Below are 18,592 nucleotides of genomic sequence, written 5' to 3' on the forward strand. Positions count from 1 at the left end.
ATACCCATGTAAAGCGGCTGCAAAGATAACACATACTTTTTCAACTTTCCAAATCCAAAAACCAAACTTTTTCTCTACACCAACCTAACTTACTCATAACCCGTGAGAAAAAATTTAGAGAAATTTTCAGCGAATGTGATTTTTGATTGTTTTAAATATCTATTCGCTCATTTTTTCATGCACTACCCATAGAAACGATCCGGTAGGGATAGAAGCGGCATCCTTTTTCGAAGAATGAGGAAAAGATATAGCGGATAGCCCGACCCGAAGGGGACTGGCATAATTAATCATGGATTTCACTCTTTTTAACGAATGGAAATGACAGTTTTATTACAGATATACTATCTTCGTGCTAATAAATTGTTTTACAAATTAATTCTCTGAAGGTGACAAATAGACTTGTTATTATTCCGACCTACAATGAAAAAGAAAATATTGAATCCATTGTTAGGAAAGTATTTTCGCTGGAAAAAGCTTTTGATATCTTAATAATTGAAGACAATTCTCCTGACGGAACTGCTGCAATTGTAAAAAATTTGCAGAAGGAGTTTTCTCAGCTACACATGATAGAGCGCAAAGGAAAGCTTGGCCTAGGTACCGCATATATTGCCGGCTTTAAATGGGCACTTGAAAACAACTACGAATATGTATTTGAAATGGATGCCGATTTTTCACACAATCCGGAAGATTTGGTTCGTTTATACGAAGCTTGCGCTAATCAAGGTGGAGATATGGCCATTGGTTCACGCTATGTTTCTGGTGTAAATGTTGTAAATTGGCCTATGGGTAGGGTTTTGATGTCGTATTTTGCATCGAAGTACGTAAGAATTGTAACAGGAATGAAGATTCATGATGCAACTGCTGGCTTTAAATGTTATACCAGAAAGGTACTTGAAACCATTAATTTGGATAAAATTAGATTTAAAGGGTATGCTTTCCAGATAGAAATGAAATTTACCACATGGAAATTTGGCTTCAATATTATTGAAGTGCCAATCATTTTTACGGATAGAACACAAGGAACTTCGAAAATGAGTGGTGGTATTTTTAACGAAGCTGTGTGGGGCGTAATTAAAATGAAACTACGCAGCTTTTTTACCAAATACGAAAGATAGATTTTAAAATACTTAGAACTAAACAACCAAAATGTCAACTTATTTAATACAAAATGCCTTAATCATTAACGAGGGCAGGAAATTCGCCGGAAGTGTGCTGGTGAAAGATCAATTGATTGAAGAAATTTATACATCCACTCCTGAAAAGGTTGATTCATCGTGGAAGGTTATTGATGCTGGTGGCAAGTTGCTAATTCCCGGTGTGATCGATGATCAGGTACATTTTCGCGATCCAGGAATGCCACACAAAGGTGATTTGTATACCGAATCGAAAGCTGCTGTAGCAGGTGGTACCACTTCCTTTATGGATATGCCAAATGTAAAACCACAAACAGTTACCCAAGAGTTACTTGCAGAGCGTTACAAGCTTGGTGCTGAAAAATCACTGGCCAACTACTCGTTCTACATGGGTGCTACCAATGACAATCTGGAAGAGATTTTAAAAACGGATCCTAAATCGGTTTGTGGGATTAAAATCTTCATGGGATCATCTACAGGGAATATGTTGGTGGATGATATTGATACGCTTTCGCAGATTTTTGAAAAAGCTCCTCTGCTGATTGCTACGCATTGTGAGGACACACCAACCATTGAAAAAAATCAGGCTGAATACCTTGAAAAATATGGCGAGGACATTCCAATGGAATATCATGGAGTGATTAGAAGTGCCGAAGCTTGTTACAAATCTTCATCGAAAGCCGTGGAGTTGGCTAAGAAATACAACACTCGTTTACACATCCTTCATTTATCTTCCGGAATTGAGATGGATCTGTTTGACAACTCGATTCCTTCGAAAGATAAAAGAATTACAACTGAGGTTTGTGTACATCACTTATGGTTTGATGACAAAGATTACTTGACTAAAAAATCAAGAATACGCTGGAATCCTGCCGTTAAAACCAAAGCAGATCAGGATAAACTTTGGGAAGCATTGCTTGACGACAGATTGGATATAATTGCAACAGATCATGCACCTCATACTGAAGAAGAGAAAGATGGCAACTATTTGAATTCTGCAGGTGGAGGTCCTTTGGTTCAACATTCACTTGTGGCAATGTTGGAGCAAGCACGACGCGGCAAAATTAGTCTTGAAAAAGTGATTGAAAAAATGTGTCACACTCCTGCTGAGATTTTCCAAGTTGAAAAAAGAGGTTTTATCCGTAAAGGGTATTACGCAGATTTGGTATTGGTTAAGGAGGAAGATTGGACTGCCAACAAAGAAAACACATTGTATAAGTGTGGTTGGACTCCTTTCGATGGAGAAAAATTCCAATACATGGTTGAAAAAACTTTTGTGAATGGTCACTTGGTGTATAACAATGGTAAGTTTGATGAAAGCACGAAAGGTATGCGCTTAAGTTTCGATCGTTAACAAACACATATTATATAGAACATGAAAAAATTCTATTATACCTCAACAGCTCTGATTATCTCAGGGCTGTTTTTGTTTTCTTGCCAAAACAAACCAGAAAATTCGTCTACAAAAACAGAAGGTGAGCTTATTGCAGATCCTATTATTTACGAGGTGATCGTAAAAAATCCCAACCTGGATGATGAATGGCTGAACGAATGCCTGAAGAATACCAATAGCTCTTACCTAATCGTGCAAGTTTTGAAAGAAGTAAAAGCTGGTAATTTAAAGGCATATGATTATTACGACAATCACGAATTATCCATTAGTGAAATCAAACAAATTATTAAAGAAAATAATTTGAACGAGAGAACTGGAAAAATTCAGTTTGAAGAGAATTGGTATTGGGACAAGAATCTGTTACAACTAAAAAAAGAGGTTAAAAAACTGATGTTTGGCTTCGAAATATACGATGCTACCGGAAAACTGAGAGGTTATAAAGCCAGTTTTGTTGTGGATTTGGAAAGAGTGAGTGAATGATGAATTACATTCTAAATAAATGCTACGATTTATAAATTTCAATCTATTTTTGCATGAAATCCCGGAATCACAGAATCTCCTTATTCTTGATGTCCTTAACTTGATACTAAAAAATGAAAGTTCTATTTATAGATTCAACACACCCTCGTTTATTAGAAATGCTTCAAAATGCAGGTTTCGACTGCACGTATGCTCCTGAAAAAAACAAAGAGGAACTACTAGAAATATTTCCTGAGTTCGATGGTTTTATCATTCGAAGTAAGTTCAAATTGACCAAAGCAGAACTTGATATCGCCTCAAAACTTAAGTTTATTGGTAGAGTAGGTGCCGGATTGGAAAATATTGATGTTGAATATGCAGAAAGCAAAGGCATTAAATGCTTCAATGCTCCGGAAGGAAACCGCGACGCCGTTGGTGAGCATGCCATAGGTATGCTTTTAACTCTCTTCAATAATTTGTGTCGATGCAATTGGGAAGTTCGCAATGGAATGTGGAGACGTGAAGAAAACCGTGGAATTGAGATTATGGGCAAGACCGTAGGAATTATTGGATACGGAAACATGGGTGGAGCTTTTGCCCAAAGACTAAAAGGATTTGGTTGTAACGTAATTGCCTACGATAAATACAAGTTTAACTATACCGATGATTATTGTACTGAAAAACAGTTAGATGATTTGTTTGAGCAATGCGACATTCTAAGTCTGCATGTTCCACAAACCGAAGAAACCATGTTTATGGTGAATGATGAATTTCTGAATCAATTCAAAAAACCAATTTTCCTTATTAATACTGCACGCGGAAAAGTGGTTCGTATTGCTGATTTGGTGAAAAATCTAAAATCAGGACAGGTTAAAGGTGCTTGCTTAGACGTCCTGGAATACGAAAAAACTTCATTTGAAGATTTGCATGCTTCTGAACTTCCTGCTGAATTTCAATATTTAATTGAAGCTGAGAATGTATTGCTGAGTCCACATATTGGAGGTTGGACACATGAATCAAACATTAAACTTTCCGAGGTTACCGCTCAGAAAATCATTGATGAATTCACATTCTAAATATCAAAAGCCTCAATTCTATAGAATTGAGGCTTTCTTGTATCTTAAAATACTATCTAAAATTGTACAATCAAATCCGGTTCATTCATAAAAACTGATTGATTTTGCAATTGTTCTGCCAAATCATATAAAATTTCAATTTCAGATGAGTTGATAAACCAATCTTGAGTTGTATAAATTCCTACATACGATTTACCTTTCAGCTCCGGAATAAAGTCAATATTCAACATATTTATCCCAACTCTTAATCGAACATCAAAATCAAAAGCTTTTAAAATCAACTTCTGAATTTTGGCATTGATGAAAATCTTATTGGTTCCAATTGCTGTAAACTCATCAAATACAACTTGAGAATCAAAGGAGTCAACACCTGTTTTATAGTATTTCTTTTTTACAAACAAACTTATTTTATCGAATATGTGTTTTTTTCGAACACATATCTTTGTTTCTCTTGAAACATCAATAGGAAAAAACACACCACTATAAATCGAAAAATTATCCAATCTACGAGAATCTCCAAAACAAGCAAAAAAGACTCTTTTGTAATCATTCCCAGGTATACTTACAAATCTTCGGTGATAAGTAACAGGATGTAGTGCATTAGAGGGATACGCTTTCTCGCTAAAATTAATTTTACGATGCGTTTTAAGAGCAAAATCTTTTAATTTCTCAATAGAAGATTTTTCTTTTTCCATTTGGTAGCTGCAGTTTAATGATTAAAGTTTATCAAGACATTAATATACTTCAATTTCAATTCAGAATCAAAATACATTATTAACAGACTGTTAGTAACTTTAATTAGACCAAGATTAAAAGATTATCTATTTAATTTTATAAGCTACGCCAATTCCAAAATAATTATAGCTTCATCTGTTATTTCAACTTTAGCTTCAACCAGAACAGATAAGCCATTACCAATTTCCACATCTACCCCAGCTGGTAACCAAAGCGCCAATTTAGAATTATTGACCATATAATCACTATCCAATCCTGATGTAAATTTTATATTTGATCGAATAGGAGTGCTATATTTCACAGCTGCATCGAGAGCCATTTTACTAAAATGATGGGCTCCAGCTGAAATTGAGAACTTTTCTGCAAGCCACAACTCTATATCAGCACCATAATAACCATCTCTACTTAAAGGATCGATACTTACACCAAGATCCATTTTCTTTCCTAATCCATATTCACCATGAAAAAAAGTTCTAAAATCATCGCTTCCATCAAAAATAAAAAACCCAGGCTCAAAGGCAACAACCAATTCTCCCTTTTTTAAGATATCAGAAGAATCAAAAATTTGTCCAAATGATACCATTGATCCCATCATAAACGTTAAGGCAATTATAATCTTTTTCATATTCAGTTATTCTAATATTATTTATTATTAAACTACTAAATTAACTATAATTCTAAATTTTAAAACATAAAAATGATTAAAATTCATCAATTGAATTCTTGTTCAGTTTATTTGTATTAAATACCACAACGTAATCACTTAGTTTAAATAGACTTACATTCAATTAAAATGAATTACCGAGAATTAGAATCCATAGGCCATTCCAACTCCAAAATAATGATAGGCTTCATCGGTTAGTTCAATTTCTGATTCCATAATTAAGGACCAACCATTACCAACCGAAACTCTTATTCCTAATGGAATCCAAAGAGGAATTTTGGTTTCATTTCCAAATACAATATCCATATCTAAACCAGTGATTAGTTTAGTACCTCTTGCCAATGGCACAGTAACATTTGCCGTTCCATCCAATGCAAAATCGTGAAAGTGATGAGCTCCTGCTGATAATGAAAGCGTTTTACTGAAACCAAATTCAATATCTCCACCGTAATAATTTTCATCACCAAAAACTCCAAACTTTCCTGCCAAGTCAATATTCTGTCCTAATCCAACACCTGCATGAAAAAACATCATAAAATCAGTTTCTCCATCGTAAACCAACAAGGATGGTTCAAAACCGATTGCAGCTTCTCCTTCTTTTAAAATTCCAGATGTATTAAAAACCTAAGCTTTTGATAAAAACGCTCCACTCATCAGTAACAATAGAATAATTGTCTTTCTCATATCTTTATTAATTATCAATTCTATTTTTTAACTGTGACAAACCTACTTTTATTGCAGTTTCTACATAAAAAAATCCCTCTTCAGACTTGAAAAGGGATTTGGTTTTGTTTCCAATTTTGTTAATAAATTGCCTTTGCAATATCTCTAACGCAACTGGATGCCATTAGTGTGTAAAAATGCAATGATGGCACACCATGTTGAATCAACTCTTTACTTTGCTGAATTCCCCACTCTACCCCAACTTGTTTTACCTCATCGTTGGTTTTACATTTACGAACTTCAGCAGCTAAAGTCTCTGGTATTTCAGTTTTAAAAATCTGAGGAAGCACATTTAATTGAGAAAGAGCAGAAATAGGCTTGATTCCCGGTACAATTGGGACAGTGATTCCTGCTTCTCGAACTTTTTTCTCAAAATCAAAAAACTTCTGATTATCGAAAAACATCTGGGTTACAATATAATCTGCACCTGCATCTACTTTCTTTTTCAGCCAGTACAAATCCGAATCCATATTTGGAGCCTCCTCATGTTTTTCTGGATATCCTGCAGTTCCATATGAAAATGGAGTTTCAAATGGTTCAACATGAGTTCCATCTAAAAAAATTCCATTATTGATATCATTAACCTGCCCAATCAAATCAATCGCATATTTGTGTTCTCCTTCACTTGAAATAAAATCATGACGAGGCGAAGTATCACCTTTCAAAAGCAATAAATCGTGAATTCCCAAAAAATTCAGATCTAAAAGTGCATTTTCTGTTTCTTCGGGAGTAAATCCGCTACAAATAACATGAGGAACAACCGTTAGTTTGTATTTATTCTGAATGGCAGCTGCCACAGCAACTGTTCCCGGACGTTTACGAGTGATCTTCTTCTCGAATCCTCCATTTGGCGACTCTACGAAAACAACTTCATCACGGTGTGCTGTAATATTTATATACTTTGGGTCGAACTCGCGAAGTTTTTCTATGGTATTAAATACCTTGTATATACTATTACCTCTTAAAGGAGGCAACAATTCAAAAGAGAAGTGTGTGGTTTTATTCTCAATTGCCTGATTTAAATGTTCAATTACTTTCATCCGGTTAATTTTAGATGTGAGATTCTAATAAATCTCAAAAATCGTATTCTAATAATTTGATGTTTCTATAAAATAGCCGTTAATAGCTTCTTGGCTTCCTTTTCCGATATTCCCTTACGCTCAGCGTAGTCTTTTACCTGATCTTCTTTGATCTTATCAATCGAAAAATAAATTGCATCGGGATGAGCCAATACCAAACCACTTACTGAAGCTGCAGGATACATGGCATAGCTTTCGGTTAATGTTGCTCCAATATTCTCCTCAACCTGCAAGAAATCCCAAAGTACTTTCTTTTCGGAATGTTCTGGTAAGGAAGGATAACCAAAGGCCGGACGAATTCCCTGGTACTTTTCACGTAACATTTCCTCAACGCTCAGGTCTTCTCCATTTGCATAGGCCCAATCTTCTTTACGGATTTTTTCATGCAACAATTCTGTGTATGCTTCGGCCAATCTATCTGCCAAAATCTTAATCATGATACTGTTGTAATCATCATTTTGCTCAGTATATTTTTGCAGACTCGCTTCTATTCCCAGCCCAGCTGTTACTACAAATGATCCTATATAATCAATTCGTCCCGATTCAATTGGAGCAATAAAATCGCTCAAACACAAGTTGCTTAAACCTTTTGAAAATTTCTCCTGCTGACGAATTTGAGTAAATCGCTTCAACTCTGAACTTCTTTCCTCATCAGAATAAATGACAATGTCATCGCCTACTGCATTTGCCGGGAACAATCCATAAACTGCACTAGCTTCCAAAAGATTCTCCTTTTCAATCTTGTCCAACATTTTATTGGCATCGTCGAAAAGCTTTTTGGCCTCATCCTTGTAATCCGGATCTTCCATAATTTCCGGATACATGCATTTCAACTCCCAGGCTACAAAAAAGAAGGTCCAATCAATATATTTTCTTATTTCACTAATAGAGAAATTCTTCTGTACTTGTAAACCAATTTTCTTTGGTTTGTATATTGGTGATTTGGTCCAATCAATTGCCTCCGCATTTGCTCTTGCCTCTTGCAAAGAATAATAATCAGCCGATTTTTGCTTGACATGATTCTCTCTTACCTCTTGATATTGCACTTTTACACCAGCTAAATATTCTTCGCGTTTACTCTTGTCACATAATTTTTTGAAAATACCTACCGACTGAGAAGCATCGCTCACATGCACTACTCCATTTTTATAGTTTGGCTCAATCTTAACTGCCGTATGTAATTCCGATGTTGTTGCACCTCCCACTACCAAAGGGATATCAAATCCTTCTCGTTGCATCTCTTCGGCAACAAAACACATCTCTTCCAGGGATGGTGTAATCAAACCACTCAATCCGATGGCATCAACATTTTCTTGTTTGGCCACTTCCAAGATCTTCGAACATGGAACCATCACACCCAAATCGATCACTTCAAAATTGTTACATCCCAAAACTACATCCACAATATTTTTGCCGATATCATGAACATCACCTTTTACTGTTGCCATTAGAATTTTACCTGCATTTTTGGCATCGGCGGCATTGCTTTTCTCTTTTTCGATAAAGGGTTGAAGGTATGCAACGGCTTTTTTCATCACCCTTGCAGATTTTACTACCTGAGGAAGAAACATTTTTCCATCGCCGAACAACTCACCAACTATATTCATACCGTCCATTAAAGGTTTTTCGATTACCTCCAATGCTTTCGGATAATTTTGACGAGCCTCTTCAGCGTCCTCTTCTATATAATCGGTAATTCCTTTTACCAAGGAGTAAGACAATCTCTCATTGACTGATTTTTCCCTCCAAATATCCTTTTTTGCTTGACTTGTTCCTGCCGATTTTAATCCTTCGGCAAATTCTATTAAGATTTCAGTAGCATCAGGTTTCCTGTTCAACACTACATCTTCCACCTTCTCTAATAATTCCGGTTCAATCTCATCGTAAATCTGCAACATTCCAGGATTTACAATTCCCATATCCAAACCTTCCTTAATGGCGTGATACAAGAAAACCGAATGCATCGCTTCACGAACCACATTGTTCCCACGGAAAGAAAAAGACAGGTTACTAATTCCTCCACTAATTTTTGCATGTGGAAGATTCTCCTTGATCCATCTTACGGTATTTATAAAATCAACAGCATAATTGTTGTGTTCCTCTATTCCAGTAGCTATTGCCAATACATTTGGATCGAAGATGATATCTTCTGGCGGGAAACCAACTTTCTCTGTCAATATTTTATAAGCTCTACCACAAATTTCAATTCTGCGCTCATAAGTATCGGCCTGACCTTTTTCGTCGAAAGCCATTACCACAGCAGCAGCTCCATACCTTTTAATTTGGGTAGCATACTTTATAAATTCCTCTTCGCCCTCTTTCAATGAAATGGAGTTTACCACTGATTTTCCCTGTACACATTTCAAACCAGCTTCCAACACAGTCCATTTCGAAGAATCAATCATGACAGGAACGCGAGAAATTTCCGGTTCTGAAACCAACAGTTTCAGAAAGACATCCATCTCTTTCTCAGCATCTAACATGGCATCATCCATGTTCACATCAATAATTTGAGCACCATTTTCGACCTGTGAACGAGCAATTGAAAGCGCCTCCTCGTATTTTTCTTCACGGATTAATCTCGCAAACTTTCGAGAACCTGCAACATTGGTACGCTCACCTACATTCACAAAGTTGCTCATAGAGTTGATGCGCAACATCTCTAATCCGCTTAAGCGAGTTTCCGTTTCCACAACAGGAATTTCTCTAGGCGAAGCATCTTTAACTACTTCGGCAATTGCAGCAATATGATCTGGTCTTGTTCCGCAACATCCTCCTACAATATTTACCTTTTTGTTCTCCAGTAACTCCTTTAAATCACCCACCATGGTGGTAGGAGTTTCATCGTATTCGCCCAATTCGTTTGGCAAACCAGCATTAGGATATACACTTACATATACAGGCAACAAAGTATCCAATTGCTGGATAAATGGAATCAAATCCTTTGCCCCGAAAGCACAATTCAGGCCAATACTCAACAACCTCTCACATTTCATCGAAGTTACAAAGGCTTCCAATGTCTGACCTGATAAGGTTCTCCCACTATTATCGGTGATCGTTCCTGAAATCATGATTGGTAGATCCAACTCTCTCTCTTCCAAAAGTTGATCTGCGGCATAAACAGCAGCTTTTGCATTAAGGGTATCGAAAATGGTTTCTATCAATAAGGCATCAACACCTCCATCAACCAAACCCTTAATTTGTTCGGTGTAAATTTCAACCAAATCATCAAAACTTACATCTCTGTAACCTGGATCTTCCACTTTTGGAGACATTGATGTGGTCTTATTTGTTGGACCAATGGCACCAGCTATCCACCTTGGCGTATTTGGATCTATTTTCTGAATTTCTTCAATCGCTCTTCGAGCATTCTTCACCGCTTCCAGATTCAATTCATAAGCAAGCTCTTCCAATTGATAATCAATCAAAGAAATCGCATTTGAATTAAAAGTATTGGTCTCTATGATATTGGCACCTGCTTTTAAAAATTCAAGGTGAATATTTTTAATAATATCTGGTTGAGTCAGCGTCAACAAATCATTGTGACCTTTTTGATCAGCTGAAATATTAGCAAATCTTTCTCCTCTAAAATCCGATTCAACTAATTTATAGGACTGAATCATGGTTCCCATTGCTCCATCGAGAACCAAAATCTGATTTTTTAATGCCTCTTTAATCGTAAAATTTTGCTTCATATTAATTTTCAACTGTAAGATAGATTGCTGTATTGCTATTTTTTTGCTCTACCAAAACATGGTGTTTGTTTTGAATTTCTTCAATCGTAGATGGCGTATAGTGTCGAACGGTTATTAACTCCAAATCTTCACTCAGATCTACTTCATATTTTTTACTCAATTCACCGATTAGCTCTTTAATATTTCTTACCGAACTATTAACACAAAATGCAAAACTAACAGCAGTGTTTTGAGTAAAATTAAGCTTAATTCTAAACTTTGTCACGAGTGAAAAGATAAAAACCAGATCTTTTTCGCCTATAAATGAAAAATTTAACGGTTTCAAATTCACCATAACCTGTTTTTTCTTCACAATATAGTTTGGCAACATGGGTTGAGGCTGCTCTCCCTTTGTAATCAAGGTTCCTTTCTGCGATGGATCGATAAATGATTTCACCCAAAGAGGAATTTGTTTTGCCTGCAAAGGCTTTATGGTTTTTGGATGAATTACCCTTGCCCCATAATACGACAACTCGATTGCTTCGTGATATGGAATCAAATCCAATTTGGTTGTTGTATCAAAATAATCAGGATCTGCATTTAATATTCCCAACACATCTTTCCAAATGATCATTTTATCAGCGCCAAGCAGATGAGCAAGGATTGCAGCCGTATAATCTGAACCTTCCCGTCCCAGCGAAGTGGTAAATCCTTTATCATCGCGGGCGATAAAACCTTGAGTAATGTAAAGGGCTTGCGAATCATCAACAAATTTTACATTCACCTTCTCTTTTGATGTTTCCCAATTGATATTGGCATCCAAGTAATTGTCATCAGAATCCAGACAGGTTCTGATATCAATCCACTGATTCTTTTGACCAGTTTCATTCAAATAACCTGAAATTATGGTTGTTGAAAGTAACTCGCCAAAACCAATCACCTGATCATATTCAAAATTGAACTGATCAGATGATGGCTTTGAAATTTTGGTTTCCAGCTCGACGAAAAGAGCGTTTACTTCCGAGATAATTTGTTCTGGCACCTCTTCGAATAAATCGTTGAGCACTGAAATGTGGTTCTTTTTCAGTGTCTCGAAGTGATTCCAACATTTATCGCTTCCCGAAAAATATGCATCTACCAATTCTTCCAGCAGGTTTGTTGTTGATCCTATTGCCGAAATCACGACAGCTAGAGGGCGCTTTACCTTAGCTATAATCTGACAGATGTTTCGTATGGCAGCCGCATCTTTTACAGATACACCACCGAATTTGTATATTATCATTTTTCTTTTTGATCTTAGATGTGATTTCCCCAGCAAATTATTCATCACCTAAATAGGCTATGAAAATATCTCGTCCTTTAATTTGCTGACGAATTTTTATCAAATCGGAAAGGTTCAATGTTCCAATCACATAATTGAATTCTTTCCCTGTTAGAGATTCCCTAATTTCTTTGAAATCGAACAGATCCAAATCATCCTTGTTCGTATATCTCAAATAAACCTCAACCTCCATATCATTGGTGTACTCTAAGCCTCCATAGTATTTTAGCTTTTTGTACTCATATTTATAATCGTAAGCCAATGCCGTAATATCCGATAATACCGCTGAACCGGTAGGATGTGCTCCTGCTCCTTTCCCATACATAAATTGGTTGTCGTAGAAATTTCCTTGAATCAACACTCCGTTGTAATGACTCTCAACGGTATAAGCATGTTCTTCAGGTTTCACAAACTTAGGCGCTACCAAAAGGTTCACATGGTTTCCATTTACCTTAGTCACTTTTCCTAACAATCTGATTTTATATCCTTTCTGCGAAGCCAATTCGATATCCTTTGGCGATAAGTTCGAAATTCCAAAGTTGAAAACCTGATCAGGATGCACAAAAAGTCCAAAACCATGAACGGTTAGAATGATCAACTTGTATAGTGTATCAAATCCATCAACATCTGATGTTGGATCACTTTCGGCAAAACCTAGATCTTGTGCTTGTTTCAAGGCAACATCGTAATCCAAATTTTCATTAAAAATCTTCGTAAGAATGTAATTCGATGAACCATTCAAAATTCCACTTACCGATTGTAACAGGTCATTATCGTAGTACTCTTCCAGGTTTCTAATAATTGGAATACTACCACAAGCCGATGCTTCATATACAAATGAAACTTTGTGCTGCCATTGCAATTGAATCAATTCCTCGATATGGTAAGCCAACATTTTTTTATTGGCTGAAACTACATGCTTTCCATTTTTCAGAGCTGTTTTTACAATCTGATAAGCTGCATCAGCATCATCAATCAATTCCGCAACAACATTAATTTCAGGATCATTTAAAATATCATCAGGGTTCGTGGTTAAAACTTCTGAATCTAAATCTCTCTCCTTTTCGCCATCTTTTACACATACCTTTACAATAGAGGCATCAAGCCTTTACTATTTTTCAGAACGTGGGCCAATCCGGAACCAACAACTCCGTATCCGAATACACCTATTTTAAGTTTATTGCTCATTGATTTTGCTTTCGATTAAAAATGATTGTAGTACTTTGCTTAATTGTTCTTGTTCTAAAAGGAATCCATCATGACCATATAGCGAATGGATTTCCATGTATTGAGCTTGCGGAATATGATCCGCAATAAATTTTTGTTCATTGATCGGGAAAATCTGATCTGAATCGACTCCAATGACAAGTGTTCTTGATTTGATTTCATTCAGAGCTTTGATTAATCCACCTCTATTTCTTCCCATATCATGGCTGTCCATGATTTTTGACAAATGCCAGTAAGAGTATGCATTAAATCTTCGAGCTAACTTTTCCCCCTGGTATCTTTGGTAAGAGCTTGCACGATAATCATCGGTCTTACCATCATCATTCTCTTGTTGCGAATGATCGTAAGTTGCATAGGTTCTGTAACTCAACAATGCAATTGATCGAGCCACTCTCATTCCATCCAAACCTGCTTCATCATTCGATTCCTTCCAGGTAGGATCAACTTCAATCGACATTCTTTGCGATTCGTTAAAGGCAATTCCCCAAGGTGAGTGCTTGGCATTCGATGCCAAAACCACCAAATTGTCTAACTTACCATTCAACAAGTAAGCCCACTCCAAGGCTTGCATGCCTCCCAGTGAGCTACCAATCATCATATGAATGCGGTTAATATTTAAATGTTTTCGTAAAATTTCGTGTGCCGCCACCAAGTCGCGTACGGTCAATTGTGGAAAATCGTGATAGTATGCTTGTCCATTCTCCGGATTTTTAGATAGAGGTCCCGTTGTACCGTAACATGAACCAATAAAATTGGCACATACGATAAAATAATCCTTGGGATTAAAAAAGTCCTTCTCTCCAAAAAGCCCTGACCACCAATCGAAAACATCAGAATTGGCAGTAAGTGCATGACAAACCCAAATCACATTATTTCGCGAAGGATCGTACTCCCCATAGGTGTGATAAGCAATGGTCAACTCCTTAAGGCGTTCGCCCGATTCAAGTTGTAAACCTTCTTTATGGATGTAACAATTTGGATTCACTGGTTAAAAATTTTGAGTATTGTTGTTTTTGTTTTTGTGAAAATCCCTTAAGGTAAGGATGTTAAAAGTTCCCTGAACGGAATCTTTTTAAAGAATAATTCCGTTCAGGATTGCTATAAGAACTAATTGATTGTCTCTACATTAATTGCCTTTTCAATCGCTTGCTTAATATCCGCTTTGATATCTTCAATGTGCTCTATTCCTACTGATATTCTCAGCAAACCTGGCTCAACTCCTGATGCTTTTTGTTCTTCCAAAGTCAGCTGCTCATGAGTTGTTGAGCTTGGATGAATGATCAAAGTTTTTGCATCACCAAGATTTGCAACATGTGAAAGTAGTTCTACTCCATCCACCAATTTGTCGGCAACTTCTTTTCCACCTTTCACTTTGAAAGTAAGCACAGAACCAGCACCTTTCTTAAAATATTTCTTAGCTCTTTCGTAGTATGGGCTCGATGGCAAACCAGGATAATTCACTTGTTCCACCCAATCTTGCTCTTGCAACCACTCAGCCAATGCCAGCGTATTTTCAACATGTCGATCCAAACGAAGCGAAAGAGTTTCCAATCCTTGCAGTAGCAGAAATGAATTGAATGGACTTTGACTACATCCATAATCTCTCAAACCTTCTACTCTGGCACGAATTGCAAAGGCGATGTTTCCAAAAGGTCCATCTACTCCAAACACATCTGAGAAAACCAGACCATGATAACCTTCAGATGGCTCAGAAAACTGAGGGAATTTTCCATTACTCCAATTGTAATTTCCTCCATCAACAAGCACACCGCCAACTGCAGTACCATGACCACAAATCCATTTGGTTGCCGATTCAACTACAACATTGGCTCCATGTTCCAATGGACGGAACAGATATCCTCCCGCTCCAAGGGTATTGTCAACAATTAGTGGCAAATCGTGTTCTTTTGCAATGGCTGATACTTTATCGAAATCAGGAATTGAAAACTTTGGATTTGGCAATGCCTCTACATAAATCGCTTTTGTTTTTTCATCGATTAGAGGTACAATGGTTTCAGGATAATCTATATCAACAAACTTACACTGAATGCCCAAGCGCTTGAATTGTACCTTAAACTGGTTGTAGGTTCCACCGTAAATTTGTGAAGCACTAATGAAATTATCACCTGCTTCCAAAATATTGGTCAAAGCCAAAAATTGAGCTGCTTGACCCGATCCTGTTGCAACTGCTGCAACTCCCCCTTCCAATGCTGCAATTCTCTTTTCGAAAACATCATTGGTTGGATTCATTAATCGAGTATAAATGTTTCCAAACGCTTTTAAGCCAAACAAATCTGCTGCATGCTTCGAGTCGTTAAAAGTGTAGGCCGTAGTTTGGTACAAAGGAACTGCTCGTGAATTTGTTGTTGCTTCAACTTCTTGTCCTGCGTGGATCTGTAATGTTTCGTATCTTAAATTTTTTGACATGGCGATTCTTATTTATAGCTGTCAGCTCCCGATAGCTATCGGAATTACATGGCGCTTGTTTTTAAGCCACGTAATTGGTAACAGCTTAGGATTATAATATCCTTGATTTAAAATTTGATTAATTAGTTTAAGAAGCAAAGGCTTCTGGTTGTCGCAAATTCCGTATCTATCTCATGCACAATCAATCTGAATGCTTCGATAGATTCAGTTTAGATTGTATCAATTCCTATTTCTGAAAATCAGAAACAATTGAAAAAGTAAATTAGAATTTGAATTCCCTGGTTCGGAGTTATTTTATACGCACCAGCATCTAAAAAATAGGGAAAGATCTTAGACAGAATGCGTTACAGCATACGCATCATTAGCTGCATTCGCATCATAGTGGTAATAGATGCCAAAGTTTGCAACTGAATGTTTTGCTCTTGTTGAGCCTGCTTTTGAATGTGAATTTCTGTCTTCTTCATGATCGTTTAATTTATATTCACCAAATTAAATGGTCAGGATTTGACACCTTTCAGCTTTTAGTTTTGCCGGGGTTGTCAGAAGGTCATCGAGCCTGTTCTCTCACTTCTTCTGTATAAATTAATGATATCCTCCTGCGAGTATTACCTTAAATATCTGCAACAAATATAGGCATGATTTTTTAATCTCCAAATAAAAGAGGCACAACTCTTATTTTTTATTTCCTGAAAATGTGCAAACTATACCTTATATAGGCACAGGTGATTTTTTTGTGAAAAAAAAAATTAAAAACCTCATCCACATTCCCTTTCTACTGGCCTTATTTATGCAAATAATATTTTCTTAATTATAATTCAACAATGAATTAGACATACAATCTTTCAATTCTAAATTCTCACCTCTTAGGGGAGATGCCGACAGGCAGAGGTGTATTTTTGATGGTATTTTTCTTTTTTCACCCTATTCCCTGTAGGGATTTTCCCTAAAAGGGAAAAACTCAACTTGAAAAAGTCTTATAAAATTCAATCAAAATAAATAATTCAAACCGCATTAATGCTATTTCTACCAAAATTCATTGCTATGTTGATAAATCCAAAGCAATGCCTTGAATCTACGATAAAAAATAAAAAAAGGACATGTCATGACATGTCCCTACGGTATCTATATAAATTGAATTATACAATCACAAATTGTGCGGTATCTCTGCTTCGTTGTTCCAATAAAATTTCTCTTCCTGCAGTCATTCTTTCCACCGCCTCATCATCATGATGACGAATGGTAATTAGCTCTACATTATCGTTGTATTTTACTTCAAAATCTTGAGAAATTTCATTCAACAAATTATTCAATCTTCTCTCGGATTTATCTACACATACCGAAAAGCTAATTGCCGAATTTTGAGTTAGATTCACCTTCATGCGATGTTTTGCAAAAAGCGCGAACAAGGAACTTAAATTTTCCTCTAAAATGAAAGAAAAATCTGTTGGTCGAATGGATATCAACACCTGATCTTGTTTACGAATATACACTGGCAATTGCTTTTCCATCTGTTTAGATGCTGTGCTAATTAAAGTGCCAGGTTCGCTATAGTTGATAAAGGATCGTACCTGCAATGGAATCTTCTTTCGTTTAATCGGTTGAATCGTTTTTGGATGAATCACTTTAGCTCCATAAAACGCCAACTCGATTGCCTCTTGATACGAAATTCTTTCCAACTTCTGTGCATCATCCAGCCATTTTGGATCAGCATTCATAATTCCAGGAACATCTTTCCAGATTGACAATTTATCTACATCGAGAATGTAGGACAGAATTGCAGCAGTATAGTCCGATCCTTCGCGACCTAAAGTAGTAGTTTGATTGGTAGTTGTTCCGCCCAAAAAGCCCTGTGTTACATACACAAAAGTATTATTGAAACTAAAAGCTTGGGGTACTAGTTTTTGGGACAGCTCCCAATCGATTTTTCCTTCTCGATAACTATTGTCCGTTTTTAAGCAAGTTCTGATATCAACCCATTTATTTGGCGATCCACTTTTTTTCAGATATTCCGAAACAATGGTGGTTGAAATCAGCTCCCCGAACGAAACAATCTGATCGTAATCAAAATCGTAATCCAAAGTTGGTTCTCCCTGCAAATAACAATGAAGTTGCTCGAACAATCGATTTACTTTTTCATAAACTTCATCTTCCTTATTTACAAACAACTCATGAATGATGTCGAAATGATAAGACTTTACCTCACGAAACTTTGATTCTACCGAATCTGATTTTGCACAAAAGTCATCGGTAATTTGCTCCAAAGCATTGGTTGTTTTGCCCATTGCCGAAAGAACAATAATGGTTTCGTCTTTATAAGATTGAACAATCTTTACAAAATTCTTGACACCTTCGGCACTATTTACCGATGCGCCTCCAAATTTAAATATGTTCATGTAAAATTACTTAAGTTTTATAGATTTTGGCTTTTGCCACTTTTTACAAAAATTGAAGGTACTAAATAAAGTTTGAGCAAAGCAAAATTATTTTTCAATATTTTGATTTTTTTACATTTTTTAAGATAACAATATGCTGTATAATAGCTCAAAATTGATTTAACCGTAAAAAATTCAATTTTTATTGAAAAAAAACTTTTCTGTCAACGTTTGAAATAAGGGTTTGGCATTAAATAAAAAAGCATAACTTTATGCCACCAAATGAATGTAAACCAAAAGCCTTTTTAA

General features: G+C 36.3%; 14 protein-coding genes and 1 riboswitch. Of the genes, 4 read left to right on the forward strand and 10 right to left on the reverse strand.

Annotation, left to right across the window (positions count from 1 at the left end):
• Positions 1–386 precede the first annotated feature (386 nt).
• From JCM15579_RS08625 to JCM15579_RS08640, 4 genes are all read left to right on the forward strand, one after another.
• The gene (locus JCM15579_RS08625) at positions 387–1,115 is read left to right on the forward strand and encodes a polyprenol monophosphomannose synthase (RefSeq protein ID WP_245625856.1); all 729 of its coding nucleotides are present in this window, start codon (positions 387–389) and stop codon (positions 1,113–1,115) included.
• A gap of 31 nt (positions 1,116–1,146) precedes the next feature.
• Positions 1,147–2,487, forward strand: coding sequence for a dihydroorotase (locus JCM15579_RS08630; RefSeq protein ID WP_054718676.1), 1,341 nt, complete (start codon positions 1,147–1,149; stop codon positions 2,485–2,487).
• A 21-nt stretch (positions 2,488–2,508) separates the two neighbouring features.
• Positions 2,509–3,006 carry a hypothetical protein gene (locus JCM15579_RS08635; RefSeq protein WP_054718679.1) on the forward strand — a complete coding sequence of 166 codons (498 nt, stop codon included), beginning with the start codon at positions 2,509–2,511 and terminating at the stop codon, positions 3,004–3,006.
• Positions 3,007–3,119: 113 nt separating this feature from the next.
• Entirely contained in the window at positions 3,120–4,061 is a 942-nt protein-coding gene (locus JCM15579_RS08640) for a 2-hydroxyacid dehydrogenase (RefSeq protein ID WP_054718682.1), read from the forward strand.
• Between the two features lie 56 nt (positions 4,062–4,117).
• On the opposite strand, the gene JCM15579_RS08645 is transcribed toward JCM15579_RS08640, so the two are convergent.
• The 10 genes from JCM15579_RS08645 to JCM15579_RS08690 all read right to left on the reverse strand — a co-directional run bounded on the left by JCM15579_RS08645 (position 4,118) and on the right by JCM15579_RS08690 (position 18,304).
• Positions 4,118–4,756 carry a hypothetical protein gene (locus JCM15579_RS08645; protein ID WP_054718684.1) on the reverse strand — a complete coding sequence of 213 codons (639 nt, stop codon included), beginning with the start codon at positions 4,754–4,756 and terminating at the stop codon, positions 4,118–4,120.
• 143 nt (positions 4,757–4,899) lie between these two features.
• Positions 4,900–5,421, reverse strand: coding sequence for a hypothetical protein (locus tag JCM15579_RS08650; RefSeq protein ID WP_054718687.1), 522 nt, complete (start codon positions 5,419–5,421; stop codon positions 4,900–4,902).
• Positions 5,422–5,604: 183 nt separating this feature from the next.
• A complete protein-coding gene (locus tag JCM15579_RS08655; RefSeq protein WP_157471404.1) occupies positions 5,605–6,021 on the reverse strand; it encodes a hypothetical protein in 417 nt (138 codons plus the stop codon).
• A gap of 242 nt (positions 6,022–6,263) precedes the next feature.
• Positions 6,264–7,223, reverse strand: coding sequence for a methylenetetrahydrofolate reductase (locus tag JCM15579_RS08660; RefSeq protein ID WP_054718692.1), 960 nt, complete (start codon positions 7,221–7,223; stop codon positions 6,264–6,266).
• 65 nt (positions 7,224–7,288) lie between these two features.
• Positions 7,289–10,957, reverse strand: coding sequence for a methionine synthase (gene metH, locus JCM15579_RS08665; protein WP_054718995.1), 3,669 nt, complete (start codon positions 10,955–10,957; stop codon positions 7,289–7,291).
• Position 10,958: 1 nt separating this feature from the next.
• A complete protein-coding gene (locus tag JCM15579_RS08670; protein ID WP_172677404.1) occupies positions 10,959–12,218 on the reverse strand; it encodes an aspartate kinase in 1,260 nt (419 codons plus the stop codon).
• A gap of 37 nt (positions 12,219–12,255) precedes the next feature.
• Positions 12,256–13,350 carry a homoserine dehydrogenase gene (locus JCM15579_RS08675; RefSeq protein WP_245625858.1) on the reverse strand — a complete coding sequence of 365 codons (1,095 nt, stop codon included), beginning with the start codon at positions 13,348–13,350 and terminating at the stop codon, positions 12,256–12,258.
• An 84-nt stretch (positions 13,351–13,434) separates the two neighbouring features.
• Positions 13,435–14,469 carry a homoserine O-acetyltransferase family protein gene (locus JCM15579_RS08680; protein WP_054718698.1) on the reverse strand — a complete coding sequence of 345 codons (1,035 nt, stop codon included), beginning with the start codon at positions 14,467–14,469 and terminating at the stop codon, positions 13,435–13,437.
• A 122-nt stretch (positions 14,470–14,591) separates the two neighbouring features.
• Positions 14,592–15,911: an O-acetylhomoserine aminocarboxypropyltransferase/cysteine synthase family protein gene (locus JCM15579_RS08685; protein ID WP_054718701.1), complete on the reverse strand. Its 1,320-nt coding sequence runs from the start codon at positions 15,909–15,911 to the stop codon at positions 14,592–14,594.
• Positions 15,912–16,383: 472 nt separating this feature from the next.
• Positions 16,384–16,495, reverse strand: a riboswitch (SAM riboswitch).
• Between the two features lie 552 nt (positions 16,496–17,047).
• The gene (locus JCM15579_RS08690; RefSeq protein WP_054718704.1) at positions 17,048–18,304 is read right to left on the reverse strand and encodes an aspartate kinase; all 1,257 of its coding nucleotides are present in this window, start codon (positions 18,302–18,304) and stop codon (positions 17,048–17,050) included.
• Positions 18,305–18,592 lie beyond the last annotated feature (288 nt).

Source organism: Marinifilum fragile JCM 15579 (assembly GCF_001310955.1).
Lineage (GTDB): Bacteria > Bacteroidota > Bacteroidia > Bacteroidales > Marinifilaceae > Marinifilum > Marinifilum fragile.

Coding starts and splice junctions, on each gene's coding strand:
- JCM15579_RS08690 (WP_054718704.1), bottom strand. CDS start 18,304: ATGAACATATTTAAATTTGGAGGCGCATCGGTAAATAGTGCCGAAGGT.
- JCM15579_RS08635 (WP_054718679.1), top strand. CDS start 2,509: ATGAAAAAATTCTATTATACCTCAACAGCTCTGATTATCTCAGGGCTG.
- JCM15579_RS08645 (WP_054718684.1), bottom strand. CDS start 4,756: ATGGAAAAAGAAAAATCTTCTATTGAGAAATTAAAAGATTTTGCTCTT.
- JCM15579_RS08660 (WP_054718692.1), bottom strand. CDS start 7,223: ATGAAAGTAATTGAACATTTAAATCAGGCAATTGAGAATAAAACCACA.
- JCM15579_RS08670 (WP_172677404.1), bottom strand. CDS start 12,218: ATGATAATATACAAATTCGGTGGTGTATCTGTAAAAGATGCGGCTGCC.
- metH (WP_054718995.1), bottom strand. CDS start 10,957: ATGAAGCAAAATTTTACGATTAAAGAGGCATTAAAAAATCAGATTTTG.
- JCM15579_RS08650 (WP_054718687.1), bottom strand. CDS start 5,421: ATGAAAAAGATTATAATTGCCTTAACGTTTATGATGGGATCAATGGTA.
- JCM15579_RS08685 (WP_054718701.1), bottom strand. CDS start 15,911: ATGTCAAAAAATTTAAGATACGAAACATTACAGATCCACGCAGGACAA.
- JCM15579_RS08640 (WP_054718682.1), top strand. CDS start 3,120: ATGAAAGTTCTATTTATAGATTCAACACACCCTCGTTTATTAGAAATG.
- JCM15579_RS08630 (WP_054718676.1), top strand. CDS start 1,147: ATGTCAACTTATTTAATACAAAATGCCTTAATCATTAACGAGGGCAGG.